Origin of the sequence: Rhizobium sp. CRRU65, assembly GCF_048551595.1 — a bacterium.
Classification (GTDB): Bacteria; Pseudomonadota; Alphaproteobacteria; order Rhizobiales; family Rhizobiaceae; genus Rhizobium; species Rhizobium leguminosarum_J.
Genome location: NZ_JBLYZH010000006.1, coordinates 1 through 16,317 on the forward strand (window position 1 = coordinate 1; position 16,317 = coordinate 16,317).

Consider the following 16,317-nt stretch of genomic DNA (forward strand, 5'->3'; position numbering starts at 1 on the left):
AGCCCAACCAACCGTTCGAGCGAAGACATGGCGACGGAGATGCTTGCTGAGGTACGAGTTCAAGACCCAAGGATGACACGCATCCCCGCCGCACAGCCCCTTTATACAGCAACGGCAACGTACAAGGGTGAGGCTCTCTTGAGCTCCGGCGCTGCGAGAGCGATGGCGCAACGGAAGTCGGAACGAAACTGCGACATCTCCAACGCCGAACCGCGTCCGGGCACTGCAAAACATTTACAGAGAAAGAGGCCTTCATGCGAGCATCCGAACCAAGCCGCACCGCGATGGGTGCGGCAGCCTATCGAGCGGCGCACCAGAGCGTGGATGGCGGTGCCATCTTCTCAGACCCCTATGCCCGCCGCATCCTCGGCGAGGCGGCCTGCGCCGAGGCCGATCTGAAAGCGCAAGACCCCGCCACGCGATCCTTTCGCCTTTTCATGGCGGTGCGAAGCCGATATGCCGAAGATTGCCTTGGCCTCTCCGTCGCAAGGGGCGACAGGCAAGCCGTCATCCTCGGCGCCGGGCTCGACACCTTTGCACTGCGCAATCCCCATGCCGGCCTGAAGGTCTTCGAAGTCGATCATCCCGCCACGCAGAGCTGGAAGCAGATGCGGCTCAGCGAGACCGGACTGACGCAAAGCCTGCCGACATTCGTTCCCGTCGATTTCGAACATGAGGATTTGAAAACGCGTCTCGTCGATTCCGGCTTCGAGCCCGAGGCACCGTCCTCCTTCATCTGGCTTGGCGTCGTGCCATATCTCAGGGAGGCGTCGGTCTTTACGCTGTTGCGCTTCGTCGCCGGCCTGCCGAGTGCATCCATCGTCTTCGACTACAGTGAGCCCCTCGAAAACTATTCGCCCGAACGCCGCGCTCGCGTCGCGGAAATGGGAGCGCGCACGGCTGCAGCCGGCGAGCCATGGCTGACGCATTTCGATCCCGAGGACCTTGCGAACCGATTGCTGAGCCTGGGCTTCACATCCCTGGAGGATATCGGCCCGACCGAAATGGCAAGACGCTTCTTCGGCCTGCCTCGGGATGCGCCGGATCGCAGCGCCGGTCCCCACGTCATTTTCGCCGGGAAATAGGGAAATCCCCGAGACGTCGAGTTGGGGCAATCGAGCTGGCCTCAGCTATCGTAGACGACAGCAATCTTGTTTCCGGCGGGGTCACGCACGTAAGCGGAATACCAGTTCGGCCCGTAGTGCGGACGTAAACCAGGTGCGCCTTCGTCCGTTCCGCCGCTGGTCACGGCAGCATCGTAAAAAGCATCCACCTAGGCGCGGGACTTGGCCATGAAAGCAACCATCGAGCCATTTCCGGCGCTCGCCGGTTCGCCGTTGAACGGCGTGCAAACCCATAGAACGAAACCGTCACCCTTCCCGCCTTCGGAATAGGCGCTCCATCCGGGAAATTCCCCATGTTTGCTCCACCCGATCGTTGCCAAGGTCGCGTCATAAAAGCCATTCGATTTGACGGAATCGATTGCGCCGACGGTTGCGTAGACACGCATGGTCTTCACTTTTGCTGCTCCAAGATCGGGTGAATTCACATTGCAAACATGAGAACATAAAAAGAACACTCGATTGAGGTCATGCGAAAAATTAGCGGATCGCTGCAGCAGGTCGAAAACTAACTAGGGCGGCGATAGTGGATCTCTTTGCTACCTGCGAGCTCGAAACCCCTCCCCACTCGCCGCACCAAACTATTGCAATCTCATAGATAAACGCTTCATTGGCGATATATGAACGAGAGTCCTGCACCAATGACCCATCTCAAACATGGCATACTCGCCGCGGCCATCATGCTGGCAGCAACGATGACATACCCGCATCCGGCGCATGCGCAACCGTGTGAGCAGGAAAGCTTCGAAGAGGCAAAATACGTTGTCTGTACGCTTGAACCAGGTAAAGCCGACCTGCGATTGTTCTGGAAGAATGCCGATGGCGCGCCATATCGCGCTTTTTCAAGCCTAGCCGAAGCCGTTCGCGCTGAGGGGCGAACACTGATTTTTGCCGTCAACGCCGGTATGTACCGGGCGGATTTTTCGCCGATGGGACTTTATGTCGAAAACGGCAGGGAATTGAACCCCGCCAATACGACAAAGGTCGAAAGCTCCACCGGTCAGGTGCCGAATTTCTATAAGAAGCCGAACGGCGAGTTCTTTCTGGGTGAAGCAAGCGCCGGCATACTCCCGACCGATGAATTTCTGAAGCGTCGGCCCAAAGTGCGGTTCGCCACGCAATCCGGCCCGGTGCTTGTCATCGCTAACAAACTGAACCCGATCTTCATCGTCGGCTCGACGGACCGGACCCGCCGCAGCGGTGTCGGCGTCTGCGAGCGTGGCACTGTTCGTTTCGCGATCAGCGAAGACGGGGTGAATTTCCACGATTTCGCACGCCTCTTCCGCGACCACCTGAAATGCCCTGATGCCTTGTTTCTCGACGGCGGACGAGGCGTCGGACTTTACAATCCTGAAATGGGCCGTAACGACTGGTCCTGGCACGGCGGCTACGGCCCTATCTTTGGGCTTGTCGAATAGCGCATGAGGGAGTCGTCTTCATCAAAGCCCGCGATCCCGTCAGCGGGCCTTTGGATCTGGCCGGACGCGGAGCGGCCGCTGTTCCGCCCGATATGCAAACAAAATCTGGAAGAGGCGCATTGAAAATCAATTGCGGCAATCGCTACGATCCTATGTCTTTCTTTGCGCGGCGATTCTAACGTCGATCGGCTGATCGATTGGAAGTCCTCAGGAGGAGATGAGTGTGAGTGATCCAGCTTCGATGCTCCTTGTTCTCGCCACGGTGCCACAGGGTTCCAAAGCAAGATCAGTCGAGGTCGCGACGGCAGACAAGGTCGGACGGACGGCTCTGAGCGTGACGTTCGATGAGCGCACGGCCAGAGGCACCCCGAATATCGACTACATCGACATGCCGACGTTTCTCGAACTGCCGATCGAGTTTGAGAACGGCGAGATTTCGGTCGACATCCTGGGCGAGCTCCGAGCAGATGCGCCCGACTACGCAAGAGCATTCGCCGGGGTCGCCTATCGCATAACCGAAATCGGATTCGAAGCCGTTTACCTAAGGCCTCTGAATGGTCTCCGGCTTGAGCCTAATCCTCCGCGCTCGCGTCGGGCCGTCCAGTATTTCTCCTATCCTGATTGGCGGTTCGAGCGTCTGCGCGAGGAATATCCAGACGGACGCTATGAGGCCGGAGCCGATATCAGACCCGGCGAATGGATAGAGTTGACACTTCGGATTCAGGATGAACACGTCGCCGCGTCCGTAAACGGCGAGACGGTTCTGGAGATAACGAAGGCCAAGTCACCGCCTTCGGCCGGCCGCATCGGCCTGTTCGTCGACATCGGAACGCAGGCCTATTTCTCAAACTTGAGGATAAGTTCCTAATTCATGTGAGCCAGCCGTCATCCGATCACAGCAAGACCCGGCAGCGGAAGCCGCCGTCCTCCACAAAGCTAGCTCCTCCCCGCACGCACCATTTCGGCGCGCATCCAACTCGAATCTCCCCATGTGGAGAGCCAGATCATTAAATCGGTAAGGGCACCAACGACGGGCAAGAGCAGGGCGTGGCTGAGGCCCCGCCCTTTCTGGCTGTTTTCGGCCGTCCTGAGATGCGCCAGTTCCTGTTCCTGGATCGACGCGATGAGGGCATGAAGCCCGGGATCGCGCTGCGGAAGGAAAGCCAGCTGGTCTTCGAGATGGCGATGGACCGTGCTTTCGACCGCCTCGGTGCAAATCCAGATCATGTTGCGCCCGCCAAGCGCCGTCAGAAAGCCGAGGGCAGAACCGCCGAGGCTCCAGAATGACATGACACGGCAGGGCTTGGCGCTCCTTGCAGGCATCGCCTCGCGAAAAAGGCGGCAATGGTCGATCTCGTCCCGACGCATCTCTTCAAGCGCCGGCACGATGTCGGGGAACAGCCGCCGGGCCACCAGGATCTGGGCGCCATAAATTCTGATAGCACCGAACTCGCCCGCATGGTTGACCTTCAGGATACGACGGATGGTGACATCGGGGTCGCGCCTGCCCGACCTGCTCGACGGATTCATCATGACCAGCCTGCCCCCGATTCCCTTGCCGGCAATAAGCAGGACGGTCGCCGCCATCGTCAAGGGGCGCGGCGATGGAGAAGGTCCCGGCCGCCTGCTTCTAGTCCGCTGATGTTATCCCGGTTTACGTGAGGACCAGCCACTCAGGTCGCAGGCGAGGCCGGCAAGGGCTCATCGATATCTTCAGGAATGAAACCACCGGTCTGGCGTTTCCATAGGCGCGCGAACAAGCCGTCTTGTTCGACCAGTTCATCCGGCCTGCCCTCCTCCACGATGCGCCCGTGATCGATCACGACGATCCGGTCCATTCTGGCGATGGTCGACAGCCGGTGGGCGATGGCGATCACCGTCTTTCCCTCCATGACGAGGTTGAGCCTTTCCTGGATGGCGGCTTCGGATTCGCTGTCGAGGGCGGAGGTCGCCTCGTCGAGCACCAGGATCGGCGCGTCCTTCAGGAGAACGCGGGCGATGGCTACGCGCTGGCGCTGGCCGCCTGACAGTTTGATGCCGCGGTCGCCGACGAAGGCCTCGTAGCCCTTGCGGCCTTCGCCGTCGGAAAGATCGGCGATGAAGACATCGGCACTCGCAATCTTCGCCACCGCTTCGATCTCGTCCTTCGTCGCCTCAGGCCGGCCGTAACGGATATTGTCGCCGACCGAACGGTGCAGCAGCGCGACGTCCTGCGCGATGACCCCGATGGAGCGGCGCAGGCTCGCCTGGGTGACGGCGCGGATATCCTGCCCGTCGATGAAGATCGCACCATCCTCTATGTCGTAAAAACGCAGCAGCAGGCTCACCAGCGTCGTCTTGCCGGCACCGGAGAGGCCGACGAGCCCGACCTTTTCGCCGGGCCGAACCGTCAGCGACAGGTCATCGATAACAGGCTTGCCGGACTTGTAGGCGAAGCCGACATTTTCGAAACGGATTTCACCACGCTCGACCACGAGGTTCTTCGCATCCGTCCGGTCGGTGATAGTGGGCGGTGTCGTCATAACAGGCATGGCATCCTTGATCGTGCCGATCGCCTGGAAGATCTGTTGGCCCATTTGCAGGAAGGTGAAGGTGTGGCCGGACAGCCGTTGGAGGACATAGACGGCGCCGGTAAATTCGCCGATCGTCACGAACCCCTCGACGAGGCCGGTAAAGCCGATCGACAGAATGGACAGCCAGTGCAGCACGTTGAGGACGACGACCGTCAGCTCGGCTGTGCGATAAATGCGTTGTTCGCTTTGCTGCGTCTCGATCGACTTGCCGATAGTACCGCGGATGGTGCCCGCCTCGCTGTCTTCAGCGGCGAACTGCTTGACCATCTGCATGTTGGTGTAGAGATCGGTGATGGCGCCGGCGATCAGGCTGCGCCGCTTGGCGGAGCGGCGAGCGCGCTCGGTAAAGATCGGTGCCAGCCTGACGGCGAGCAGGACGTTGAGCGTGATCCAGATGACGGTCGGCACGGCGAGTTGCCAGGACAAGGCGCTGAGTAGGATCACGGAGCCCACCATCTGCATCACGAAGCGTGGAATGGACTGGAAGGCGGAAATGAGCTGCTGCTGGACAGCAGAGGCCACCTGCTGCAGGCGCGAGGCGACCTGGCCGGCGTAGAGATCATGGAAGAAGCCGAGATCCTGCCGCTCCACCGCCTTGTGGCCCTGCCACTGGATGGCGGCCGGCATGCCGATGCCGAGCGTATGCGAAGTCAGCGTGTTGACGAGGAACGAGGCGATCGGCATGGCCGGAAAGAGCAGCAGGCCGAGGAAGGTCAGCAGCGGCCATTCACTCGCCAGGAAAGCGGATGCACCCTGTTGCGTAACACCGTCGACGATGACCGACAGCCCCCAGACAATGCTTAGATTCATGGCCTCGTTCGCCATGGTGCAAAGCGTCACCACAATCAGCACGCCGCGAAACATCGAGATGAAATGCAGGAGCACTGCCACCGGCCCCTTGGACGGCAGTGGCCGGTAGGGAATATCGAGCGGCCGGATCAGGCTTTCGAAAGGACGATAGATCGCATCTGAAATCGACATGGGCCACTCGGATTAAAATCGGGAGGAGGCGTGGACTCAGCTACGCAAGGTCGCAGAAAACCATCTCCAGACTGCAATCTCAATTATAAATTTCAGAAAATCTATGAAAGGGGCGTTGCCGCGAGAGCCCGGTCCACGGCAAGTCGATCGTTTTCAAATCCGGACGGACATCATTCGGCTCGGGCCAGGGCTGCGGCCTGTTCCAGCGAGATCTTCCTAACCAGGGGGTCGGCATGACGGTGGGCGAGCCGCCAATCTGATCCATGCCGGCGATAGACCTGAGTGACGCGCAGCGACCAGTTCTGGTCCGGCAGGCTGCCAACCTCACCATGCTGGCGCTCGATCATCACCAGGACGATCAGGTCGCCGCTGACATAGGACTTTTCCACCTCCAGGGTTCCACCGCCGTTACGGAAGAACCGGGCGAGCTCGGCCAGACGCTCGGGACTGTCGTCGAAGCCATGGCTGGCGGAACCACCGAAAGGCTGCATCAGGGTGAAATCGTCGTCGAGCCGGATGAGGCTCGCCCACCGTGTCATGTCGCCGGCCATGAAAGCCGCCGCCTGTTGTTCTGTGCGACGGATGATGCCAAGCAATGCCGCATCGGATGCCGGAGCGGCATGCGCGGCGCGCCCTGTTGCCGCGACCGCCATTGCCAGGGCAGCTCGCCGGGAAAGGGTTGCGGCCTCTTGCACGGACTTGTCGCCGCGCGCCGTTTTGCCTTTGAAAAGGGACATCGGATCTTCCTATTGGTGACCGGCCGTACCGGAATGGTTGTTATCTCCCACTTTCAGGATAATGAATCCAATGATATGATTTCAGTAATATGCTGAACCAAATTGATCTTTCCAGAATCGACCTCAACCTGCTCGTGTTGTTCGAGACTGTCATGGAGGAGCGCCATGTCGGCCGTTCGGGGCAGCGGTTGAACCTCTCGCCATCCGCGATCAGTCACGGCCTTAGCCGGCTGCGCATGCTGCTGGGTGACCCGCTTTTTCTTAAAACACCGAAGGGCGTCGTTCCGACAGATCGGGCCGAAGAACTTGCGGCACCCATCGCCGATATATTGGCGCGCGTTCGCAGCGTGGTGGCGACAGCGGAGCCATTCGATCCGGCCCACTCTCAGCGACGATTTACGATCGGCGCGCCCGATGGCGTTTCGTCTGTATTTTTACCGCCATTGCTCGACCTGTTGGCCAAGTCCGCTCCCGGCATCGCAATCAGCATCCGGCAATTGCTGCCGAGACAGGGCGAGCCATCGCCTGATCTGGCTTGGCGCGATGCGCTGGCCGCAGTGGAAGCCCGTGACATGGACATCGCCATCATTCCCCAGGCCGAGTTTCCAGTCCGTTTTGCGAGCCTGCTGCTCTACGAGGAGGATTTCGTCATCGCTGCGCGTCAGGGTCACCCTTTTCTGATAGATCAGACGCTGGCCACCTACTGCGCGATGCGGCACCTGGTGGTCTCGCATCTGGGCGATACACATGGCTTTGTCGACAATGTGTTGGCCAGCCATGGATGCTCCAGGCGGGTGGCGCTGACTGTCCCGAACTTCATGTTCGCGCTCGCCGTGCTTGCGGAAACCGACTTTATCTCCGCCTTGCCACGTCGTTTCGTCGAAATCCATGCCGCGCGGTTCGGCGTCGTCAGCGTCAATCCTCCCCTGCCACTCGGACGCTTCGCCATAAACGCGACTGCGCCAAAGGCGGCAATACGTGACGAAGGCGTGGCCTGGCTGGTAAGACTCCTGCAGGCATCCATGGATAACGCGATAGATAAAACCCGAGCTCACAGCGGAAGTCGTCCGGCCCGGAGAAAGGCAGGCACTTGAGCCGCCGATAGCATAAGACCTGGCGCCTGGATCGCCCAATTGCGGTCATCGCGCGATTGAGGCAGGATGCCATCCTTGAACAGAGAGCAGGATCGAACCGACGCTCATGCTGACGGGCTCATGTCATTGCGGCAAGGCAAGCTGGACACTCGAAGGTGATCCGGGCTCGATCACCGCCTGCAACTGCACGCTCTGCCGACGCTACGGTACGCTATGGGCCTATGATTACGAAGGTGAGCGCATCGCTCTCACCGGTGAGACCGCCTCCTACGCCCGCGCCGACAGGGACGAGCCGTCTCTCGAAATATTGTTTTGCCCATCCTGCGCCTGTGTCTTGAGCTGGCGCGGCCTGCGGCTTCCAAAGGATGGCCGCCGGCGCATGGCCGTCAACATGCGGCTTGCGCCGCCGGATCTCGTTCAGCATCTGCCTATCGATCATTTCGACGGCCTGGACACGTTTGAAGACCTTCCATCCAAGGGGCGCTGCGTGCGCGATCTCTGGTTCTGAGCCGACTGCGAAGATCGCCACACGGCCGGATCGCGCCAGATGCGAGCCCTGGTAAAAGATCGTTCTGCGCAAGGCTACCTCAGCCGCGCCTGGCGGCCTCGATCGCCGCAATGTCGATCTTCCTCATGGTCATCATCGCGTCAAAAGCACGCTTTGCCTGGCCACCGCCTGCCGAGAGCGCTTCGGAGAGGACGCGCGGCGTAATCTGCCAGGACACTCCCCACTTGTCTTTGCACCAGCCGCACTCACTTTCCTGGCCACCATTGCCGACGATCGCGTTCCAATAGCGATCGGTTTCTTCCTGAGTGTCCGTTGCGATCTGAAATGAGAAGGCTTCGTTGTGTTTGAACGCAGGACCGCCGTTCAGGCCGATGCAAGGAATGCCCGCAACGGTGAATTCAACAACCAGGACGTCTCCCTGCTTGCCGTCAGGATAATCTCCCGGTGCCCGAATGACGGCACCCACGGCGCTATCGGGAAAAGTCGCGGCATAGAAGCGGGCAGCGGCCTCAGCATCTTTGTCGTACCATACACAGATCGTGTTCTTTGCCATTGCGTGATCCTTTCGCTCTTCGTTTCAATTCCCAACTGAAATAAGAGGCAAGCCGTCTTTCTCCAGCCCAGTCCGAGCGATTTCACGCGGACGATTGCGCGGCGCTGCTAAATGGTCGAGGTCCCTGCGGTGACCGTTGCCACCGGTCGGGTTCGATGCGTGGACTTCGGGACAAGCGGGTATGAGGAGATGGCGGAACCGTGGGCACGGTTCCGCGCGTGCATATAGCATCGGCTGCATTCACTTTACCGGAATGCCGCCGACGCGACGCGGCTCTAAAACATATCCCGCCCGTCGCTGCGCGGGTCGCCGGCCACGCGGTGCGGCTCGTAGAGGCCGCTCAGCGCTTTGCGCCGCCACGGCCGGGCAATATCGCCGTGATTGTCGTCGATATCGGCGAGCGATATCGCGGCCGTTCCATCCGCAGGGCATTGCGCCGCCCACCGGCCACCGGGAGCGACAATCCCGGAAGAGGCCGGATCGGCTAAACCGGGATGTGCCAGTATGGAGAAACTCACCCAGTACCTGTTGCTCGCCGCATACCCCTGCACCTCGGCGGCGAAGGAGGTATCATTGGCCGACGTCCCCCCAGTGGACGAAAACAGCACGCAGTGGACATCGAGCCGCTCGTATTCGGTGAAAATTTGAGGAAAGTTGCACTCCATGCCGAGCGCACAGCCGAAGCGGATGCCGTCGACCTCGAAGGTCACGGGGATCGAACCCGGCGTGTACATGAAGGAGATCTTGGTGTTGGACAGCAGCCGCTCGTCGTAGCGCGTCACCAGTTCGCCGCGATCGGAGACGACATAAAGGCTGTTGTGCGGCCGGTGCGGCGGCGTCAGCGGATGCACCGAGCCGATGATCGCCCAGAGGCCGAGTTCGTGCGCCAGTTTGCGCGTTGTATCCAGCTCCTCACGCAACACGGCCCATTCGAACCGCCGCCAATCGGACGGCCCGATCTCTCTTGGCCCGATTTCCGACATGATGCGCTTGTTCGGCGATGATGTCGTTCCTTCGGGAAAGTGAATAAGCCGCGCCCCTGCCTCTCGCGCCTGCCGCATCAGCAGGCGCATCTCCTGTCCGCTCTGGCGAAGCTTGTCGGCATCGCGGGGATCGTCGGCATGGGTGGTCTGGGCCACGGCAAGACGCAAGCGCCTTGCCTCAGGCAGTGCATCGTTCGCCGACCTGGGAAGAACATGCATGCGGGCGGCGGTGTAGGATTCACCCGTCTTGGCGGCGCGCGCACGCACCCGCCGCTTGAAATTTCCATTCTCAGTCATATCAGGGCCTCTCACGTTCCGGACATCGTTCCCCAGCAACAGGCCCGAAACATCAGGACCAAGGATCACGACCCGAGACGAAAGTCCCTTTGCCTCCGGTTGAAGACCCTGCTGGGGAAGGTCCTGGGAGGTTCGGCGTTAGGCCACGCCGACACAAAGATGCCGAGGCGACCGCGATTCGTCAATTCGGGGAATGGCCGGGATAGGCCGGCGCCGAGGCTGCCTACTTCGGGCGGTCCACCTTATCCACGCGCCACGGCGGATCGGTGCGGTTCGATCCGGCGAAATAAAGGATGATGCGGTTACCGCCGGGGTCGAAAAGCTCCGCCTCGCGCCAGAGCCAGCTCTTATCCTCCGGTCCGGTGACGAAACGAAGACCGGCCTCGCTGAGACTGCCGACCGTCTCGTCCAGCTTCTCGCACTCGAAATACACCGTGGTGCCGCCACCGCCGCCTTCGCCCTGATGCAGGGAGAAGGTGCTGTCCCCGTCCGGGCAGACGAAGCGCGCATAGCGAGGACGGGCGTCGACGACGGGCTTGAGACCGAGAGCGCAGTAGAAGTTCCAGCCCGCATCGAGGTCAGGCATCGTAACGGTTACTTGATTCAGGCGCATGATCTATCTCCTCGGCTGAGTTCGCCCAAAACGGTGCGGCGGCTTGGCACCACGACATTCATAAAAACAAAGACCTGAAGCCGTCGCATGAATCAAATTCTAAGCGAGCAGTTTTAGTGTCATCGACACAAAACTCGTGTCAGACTGTGCAAGCCACGCACACGCCGGCGCACCGATCGAGAGGGCCGAAGCCATGCACAAGTTCACCGTAACAATCATTCGGGAAATCGAGGCCGACACTGCCGAGGAGGCCGCCTTGCTCCTGTATCAGGAACTATCAAGGGGACCGATCCCCGACCGCTACTCGGTCACCGACGAGACGAAGGCTGCCACGGAGGTGAAGCTGGACCGGCAAAAGGCAGACGACTTCGCTAGCATCGATCACACCGCCGACCCCGGCAACTGGTAAGCACCTGACGACCAGAAGAGATCCCTGCTTTGCGCCGGGAGCGCAAGTGCGGTAGTTGCAGATCCCGTTCGCCGGCGTAATGACGATGCAAACAGCCGTCCGTCGGGAATATCGCCAGCCAAGGAAAGTCCGTGACCTCACCAATCAAAATAGCCGTCGCCGGCGCGAATGGCCGCATGGGTCGTGCCATCCTGCCGCTGCTGGCGGCCGATCCGGATTTTGCGTTCGTCGGCGGCATCGGCCGCGAGGGCTCCGCAGGCGCCGGGCTGATTGACCGTTCGTCCGCGATTAAGGCCGCCGACGTGATCCTGGATTTCACGACGGGACGTGCTGCCGCCGAACTTGCCGGCCTGTGCGCTTCCGCCGGCGGACCTGCACTGGTGATCGGGGCGACGGGTTTCGAGCCGGATGAGCTCGAACGGATCGCAGAGGCCGCCCGCGCGATTCCGATCCTGCGCTCCGGTAATTTCTCCATCGGCGTCAACATGCTGGTCGGCCTCGTCGCCCAGGCCGCCCGCGCCCTTCCCGCGAATGGCTGGGATATCGAAATCCTCGAAGCCCATCACAACAGGAAGATCGACGCGCCGTCGGGTACGGCGCTGATGCTTGGCGAAGCCGCCGCCGAGGGCCGTGGCGTTTCCCTCGCATCCGTCGAGCGGCGCGGGCGTGACGGCATCACCGGCGAGCGGCCGCCCGGTGAAATCGGCTTTGCCGTGTTGCGGGCCGGCGGGCTCGTCGGCGAACACAGCGTGCTGTTTGCCGCCGCCGAGGAAGTTGTGACGCTCTCCCATTCGGCTCTCGATCGCGGCATGTTCGCCCGCGGCGCGCTTGCCGCCGCCCGCTGGATCGCAGGGCGCTCACCCGGCGAATACACAATGGGACATGTTCTGGGGCTGGCCTGAGAAACTGGCTTACAAGATATCAAGGATTGCCAAGGCGACGACGACCTCGGTTCCGGCCAGCCCGACGGAGCAAAACAGGGTCGTATCCTCGGGCGATCCCCGACCGGCCGCCTTTCCGGCAATGATATCGGCCAGGTCAGCCATGCGATCTTCGTTGCCCGAGCCGGCGAGGAAAAAGGTCGAAGCATAGGCGAGCGTCTGTTCGGGTGTCCGACCCAAGTGATATCCCAGCAAACCACTGCGCCCCAGTCCTAAGGCACGGCATCCTCCAACGTCCCTCATCCTGAGGTGCGCAGCCCAAAGGGCGAAGCCTCGAAGGACACGCCGCAACGCTGCTCCTTGCATCCATCTGACACCAGCGCGCCCGCCTCGCCCTTCGAGGCCCCTGCGGGGCACCTCAGGATGAGGCTCTCTGGAGTGTCGGCGTCCCGTTCCCCACTCGCCTCTCCTGAAGTCGTCGCATGAAGCAACCAAGCGACGCAGTTTTATATCGTAACATGTCCGTAAGCACCGCCGGTTACATTGACCGCATTCTGAAGATATTTTGTGGGAATATGAAATGGTTCAGCGGCATAGCGTGGTCATTCCGAAGGACGACGGCGGTCTGGAAATATATCCGCTGAAGGATTGGCTCAGACAAAACCCGCAATATTTGCCTGCTGGCTTCGACGCGACACGAAGTACATCGCATCAGTTGCGAGGTGCTCTCAAGCAAGCCGGGTGGGCGATGCAGGAGACGCCAGATGAAGTTCGCATGATTTCCCCGAGTTCTGCCGGTGGCATGCACGTCGTGGAAGAGCTATTGGGCGGCGCCGAGGACAGCATCGGCGAAGTCGAGGAAAGCTCTTCATATTTTTCCCTCGAATATCAGCTGCGCGATTTCCTGGCGGCCAACCTTGGCTCCATCGATTTCGGCGGGCGCAAGTTGCGCCTTTACGTGGACCCGATGGGACGGGATGGCATCGAATATCCGTCGGCCGTCGGACCGATCGATATCCTTGCAATCGATGAGCATGGGGCATTTTTCGTTTTCGAGTTGAAACGCGCGCAAAGCGCGGACCGTGCCTTGGGCCAAATCGCGCGATATATGGGCTGGATCAAACAGACCATTGGGCGAGACAAGGACGTATCCGGCATTATCGTCTCGAAGTCGGTCAGCAGAAACTTGAAATATGCGCGTATCGTCATGCCAAACATTTATCTTTTCGAATACGCTGTGAGCTTCAGCGTCACGCCAGCGCATGATATCGAACCCTAGCTAACCGACCAGACGGCGAGCCATCATGACGTCGTCGATCTCCCTGCCCTCCTCCAGCACCCCGCCGGGAATCCTGCCTATCTCGGAGAAGCCTTCCCGCTGATAGAAGCGTATGGCCGCCGGGTTCTCCGCGCTGACGAAGAGTTCCAGCTGCAGGATGCCAATATCGCGCGCATGATCGGCCACCGCGCCGAGCAGCTTGCCGGCAAGGCCCGATCCGCGCAGGCTCCTTCTCACGTAAACCATGATGATCGTCGCGCGATGGGCCATCTTGCTCGACCGCTGCCGAACTAGGCCGGTTATGCCGACGGGTTCGTCACCCTGGAAGGCGATGAAAACCGGCTCGTTCAGGCGATTGCGCCACTCCTCGAGAGAAAGAACCGCCCAGTCTTCGTATCGGCTTGCAAAGAGGGACGGTTCGGTGCGAAGCGCTTCCAGACGGATGCGCCGGAAAGCCTCCACTTCGTCTGCTCTGACATGCCTGATCGTCGTGCCACTTCCATCCATCGGGACCTCCTGCGAGATGAGAGGTACTGTCAATACAGATGGACTCAGCCGATGCAACCGGTGTCAGGAAGCTTCCTAGTTCAGCATATGCTCGAAGTTACGAGATCGAACGGAAATCCGTCGTCTCAGGCGCCGGTCACTGCGCCGGACTTCCGAGCCGGCCACCCTTCCGAACGACCGGTTCACCGGGCGGACCGACCACCGATTGATCGGTCGGCCTCGCTGCCGGTTCGCCGGTTGGTCCAATCGCAGGTTCACGGGCTGGCCCGTCGACCGGCTGGCCGGTGGATCGGACGACCAAGGGATCGGCTGGCTGGACGGCGGCCTGATCGGCTGTTGCCCCCGGCACCGGCTTGCCGGTTGCCGCGTTCAACGGCTCACCGGTTGGTCGGGCCGCTGATTGCTCGGCTGGTCCGGCAACTGGCTCATCAGTTGGTCCGGCGACCGATTGATCGGTTGGCTTGTCGATCGTGAACGGTACAACTTCATGGGTAATGAAGAGAAGAACTATCCCGACCAACGTGCACGTCAGCGCGTAGAGAAGGAAATATTTCAGTGCATATCCCTCGCTGATTGGCGGCACCAACTTGACAATGGTGCAAATGATATTTCCGCATTATTGAACGATACTTGAAGAGAAGGCAATCATTTTCAACAAGAGCCACGAATTTCAAAAATGGACAGAACGGGATAAGGTAGTTGTTGTAGATATTTAGGAAGCACCTCCTCGATGCTCAAATTGTCTTGAGGTCTCGGCAAGCACAAGGAAGGCCCGGAGCCCAGATCCGGGTCTGCCGGGCGAAGACAGACCCGCCGATATGGGCTAGATTGCGTGTGCCGGCAGCCTGCTTTCGGGGGTGTGTCCCTCCAGGATCGGCGGCGGTAGGGGATCCGTATGTCCGCAATCGCATCTCTGTTTCAGGAAGCCGCGCGTCTTGCGGCGGTGTTCCGGCAGGCGGCGCCCGCCCGCCATATGCCCACCCACGACTACACAGCCTCGCTTGCCTGTTTCGACGAGCCGCTGCCGGCGGCGGGTTCCGATATGCTCGATGTCATCAGGCGTCTCTCGGACGGCGCCGAACCCGGGCTGCATGCGACCACAGGCCCGCGCTTTTTCGGCTGGGTCATCGGCGGCTCCCATCCGGTCGGCGTCGCGGCTGATTTCCTCACCAGCGCCTGGGGCCAGAATGCCGGAAACCATGCCGTTGCCCCGGCCGCGTCCGCCGTCGAGACCGTCGCGGCGAGATGGCTTCTCGATCTCCTGAAGCTGCCGGCCGAAAGCTCGGTCGGCTTCGTCACCGGCGCAACGGTGGCGAACTTCACCTGCCTTGCCGCCGCCCGCGGCGAGGTGCTGCGCCAGGTGGGCTGGGATGCCGACGCAAAGGGCCTGTTCGGAGCGCCTGAGATTACCGTGCTGATCGGCGACGATGCCCACACGACCGTCTTCTCCGCGCTTCAGTTCCTCGGCCTCGGGCATGATCGCGTGCTGCGCCTGCCCACCGACGCGATGGGACGGATAGACCCGGCCGCGCTGGCGGGCACGCTCGATACTGTCTCTGGGCCCGTCATCGCCGTTCTACAGGCGGGGCAGATCAATACTGGCGCCTTCGACGGCTTCGCCGCCATCATCCCGCTGTTGAAGGCGAAAGGCGCCTGGGTGCATATCGATGGCGCCTTTGGCCTCTGGGCGCAGGCATCAGCGAAGACCAGCCACCTCAGCCGCGGCATCGAAGTGGCCGACAGCTGGGCGACCGACGGCCACAAGTGGCTGCAGACGCCCTATGATTGCGGCTATGCCATCGTCCGCAACGAGCTCGCCCATCGCCGCGCCATGACGATCGCCGCGAGCTATCTGCCGCTCGCCGGCGAAGGCGAACGCGATCCTTCCCACTACGTGCCCGAGCTTTCGAGACGGGCGCGCGGCTTTGCCACCTGGGCGATGCTGAAACATCTCGGCCGCGAGGGTGTGGCCGCCCTCATCGACCAGTGCTGCACCTCGGCGCGGCTGGTGGCCGACCTGCTTGCACGCGAGCCCGGCATAGCCATTCTCAACGAGGTGACGCTGAACCAGCTCGTCATCCGCTTCGGCGCCGACCTGCCCTCCGAAGAAGGCGACGCGCTGACGCGAAAGACGATCGAAAAAATCCAGGCTGACGGCATGATCTTCGCCGGCGGCGCCAAATGGCGCGGCCGCGACGTGCTGCGCCTTTCCGTCAGCAATTTCCAGACGACGTCAGATGAGGCCCAACTCGCCGCACAAAGCATCATCGCCGCGTTCAAGAGTGTGAGCCTGGGGTGACGCATCAACTCCCTTGGTTCGCCCCGGCACGGAATTGTGCTATCGCCGGCCTCGCTCACTCCAA

17 protein-coding genes and 2 pseudogenes are annotated in these 16,317 nt (G+C 61.0%); 9 read left to right on the plus strand and 10 right to left on the minus strand.

What is annotated here, in order from left to right:
• The first annotated feature begins 254 nt into the window (after positions 1–254).
• On the plus strand, positions 255–1,085 hold the full coding sequence (locus ACM5SV_RS13775) for a class I SAM-dependent methyltransferase (RefSeq protein WP_222014103.1): 831 nt from the start codon (positions 255–257) through the stop codon (positions 1,083–1,085).
• Positions 1,086–1,126: 41 nt separating this feature from the next.
• On the opposite strand, the pseudogene ACM5SV_RS13780 reads toward ACM5SV_RS13775, so the two are convergent.
• Positions 1,127–1,510: pseudogene (locus ACM5SV_RS13780) on the minus strand (VOC family protein).
• A gap of 252 nt (positions 1,511–1,762) precedes the next feature.
• Here ACM5SV_RS13780 and ACM5SV_RS13785 point away from each other — a divergent pair.
• Both ACM5SV_RS13785 and ACM5SV_RS13790 read left to right on the plus strand, forming a co-directional pair.
• Positions 1,763–2,539 carry a phosphodiester glycosidase family protein gene (locus ACM5SV_RS13785; RefSeq protein ID WP_221992383.1) on the plus strand — a complete coding sequence of 259 codons (777 nt, stop codon included), beginning with the start codon at positions 1,763–1,765 and terminating at the stop codon, positions 2,537–2,539.
• A 241-nt stretch (positions 2,540–2,780) separates the two neighbouring features.
• Positions 2,781–3,407, plus strand: a complete 627-nt coding sequence (locus ACM5SV_RS13790; protein WP_221992447.1) for a family 16 glycoside hydrolase — start codon at positions 2,781–2,783, stop codon at positions 3,405–3,407.
• A gap of 68 nt (positions 3,408–3,475) precedes the next feature.
• Here ACM5SV_RS13790 and ACM5SV_RS13795 read toward each other — a convergent pair whose 3' ends face one another.
• The 3 genes from ACM5SV_RS13795 to ACM5SV_RS13805 all read right to left on the minus strand — a co-directional run bounded on the left by ACM5SV_RS13795 (position 3,476) and on the right by ACM5SV_RS13805 (position 6,830).
• Entirely contained in the window at positions 3,476–4,072 is a 597-nt protein-coding gene (locus ACM5SV_RS13795) for a demethoxyubiquinone hydroxylase family protein (RefSeq protein ID WP_113545945.1), read from the minus strand.
• 140 nt (positions 4,073–4,212) lie between these two features.
• Positions 4,213–6,093, minus strand: coding sequence for an ABC transporter ATP-binding protein (locus tag ACM5SV_RS13800; protein ID WP_222014104.1), 1,881 nt, complete (start codon positions 6,091–6,093; stop codon positions 4,213–4,215).
• A gap of 170 nt (positions 6,094–6,263) precedes the next feature.
• Complete coding sequence (locus tag ACM5SV_RS13805) at positions 6,264–6,830, minus strand: YybH family protein (RefSeq protein WP_221992385.1); 567 nt, start codon at positions 6,828–6,830, stop codon at positions 6,264–6,266.
• Positions 6,831–6,919: 89 nt separating this feature from the next.
• Here ACM5SV_RS13805 and ACM5SV_RS13810 point away from each other — a divergent pair, with 89 nt between their 5' ends.
• Together ACM5SV_RS13810 and ACM5SV_RS13815 are read left to right on the plus strand one after the other, a co-directional pair.
• Complete coding sequence (locus tag ACM5SV_RS13810; protein WP_221992387.1) at positions 6,920–7,924, plus strand: LysR family transcriptional regulator; 1,005 nt, start codon at positions 6,920–6,922, stop codon at positions 7,922–7,924.
• Between the two features lie 106 nt (positions 7,925–8,030).
• Entirely contained in the window at positions 8,031–8,432 is a 402-nt protein-coding gene (locus ACM5SV_RS13815; RefSeq protein ID WP_012758003.1) for a GFA family protein, read from the plus strand.
• Positions 8,433–8,511: 79 nt separating this feature from the next.
• Here the strand turns inward: ACM5SV_RS13815 and ACM5SV_RS13820 are convergent, their stop codons facing one another.
• The 3 genes from ACM5SV_RS13820 to ACM5SV_RS13830 form a co-directional block, all read right to left on the minus strand.
• Positions 8,512–8,985 (minus strand): VOC family protein, encoded by a 474-nt coding sequence (locus ACM5SV_RS13820; protein WP_029870550.1) that lies wholly within the window; start codon positions 8,983–8,985, stop codon positions 8,512–8,514.
• Positions 8,986–9,260: 275 nt separating this feature from the next.
• Entirely contained in the window at positions 9,261–10,265 is a 1,005-nt protein-coding gene (locus ACM5SV_RS13825) for a carbon-nitrogen hydrolase family protein (RefSeq protein WP_012758006.1), read from the minus strand.
• Between the two features lie 223 nt (positions 10,266–10,488).
• A complete protein-coding gene (locus ACM5SV_RS13830; RefSeq protein ID WP_012758007.1) occupies positions 10,489–10,878 on the minus strand; it encodes a VOC family protein in 390 nt (129 codons plus the stop codon).
• 193 nt (positions 10,879–11,071) lie between these two features.
• Between ACM5SV_RS13830 and ACM5SV_RS13835 the strand changes: the two genes are divergently transcribed.
• Positions 11,072–11,287, plus strand: coding sequence for a hypothetical protein (locus tag ACM5SV_RS13835; protein WP_017994502.1), 216 nt, complete (start codon positions 11,072–11,074; stop codon positions 11,285–11,287).
• 131 nt (positions 11,288–11,418) lie between these two features.
• Positions 11,419–12,189 (plus strand): 4-hydroxy-tetrahydrodipicolinate reductase, encoded by a 771-nt coding sequence (dapB, locus tag ACM5SV_RS13840; protein WP_221992391.1) that lies wholly within the window; start codon positions 11,419–11,421, stop codon positions 12,187–12,189.
• Positions 12,190–12,198: 9 nt separating this feature from the next.
• Here the strand turns inward: dapB and ACM5SV_RS13845 are convergent.
• Positions 12,199–12,399, minus strand: a pseudogene (locus ACM5SV_RS13845) (ornithine cyclodeaminase family protein); the annotation flags it as partial.
• A gap of 349 nt (positions 12,400–12,748) precedes the next feature.
• On the opposite strand from ACM5SV_RS13845, the gene ACM5SV_RS13850 reads away from it, so the two are divergent.
• Positions 12,749–13,447: an endonuclease NucS domain-containing protein gene (locus ACM5SV_RS13850; RefSeq protein ID WP_221970843.1), complete on the plus strand. Its 699-nt coding sequence runs from the start codon at positions 12,749–12,751 to the stop codon at positions 13,445–13,447.
• Here the strand turns inward: ACM5SV_RS13850 and ACM5SV_RS13855 are convergent, their stop codons facing one another.
• The gene (locus ACM5SV_RS13855; RefSeq protein WP_221970842.1) at positions 13,448–13,954 is read right to left on the minus strand and encodes a GNAT family N-acetyltransferase; all 507 of its coding nucleotides are present in this window, start codon (positions 13,952–13,954) and stop codon (positions 13,448–13,450) included.
• A 136-nt stretch (positions 13,955–14,090) separates the two neighbouring features.
• Positions 14,091–14,540 (minus strand): hypothetical protein, encoded by a 450-nt coding sequence (locus tag ACM5SV_RS13860; protein WP_221992393.1) that lies wholly within the window; start codon positions 14,538–14,540, stop codon positions 14,091–14,093.
• Between the two features lie 309 nt (positions 14,541–14,849).
• Here ACM5SV_RS13860 and ACM5SV_RS13865 point away from each other — a divergent pair, with 309 nt between their 5' ends.
• On the plus strand, positions 14,850–16,253 hold the full coding sequence (locus ACM5SV_RS13865) for a pyridoxal phosphate-dependent decarboxylase family protein (RefSeq protein WP_221992395.1): 1,404 nt from the start codon (positions 14,850–14,852) through the stop codon (positions 16,251–16,253).
• Positions 16,254–16,317 lie beyond the last annotated feature (64 nt).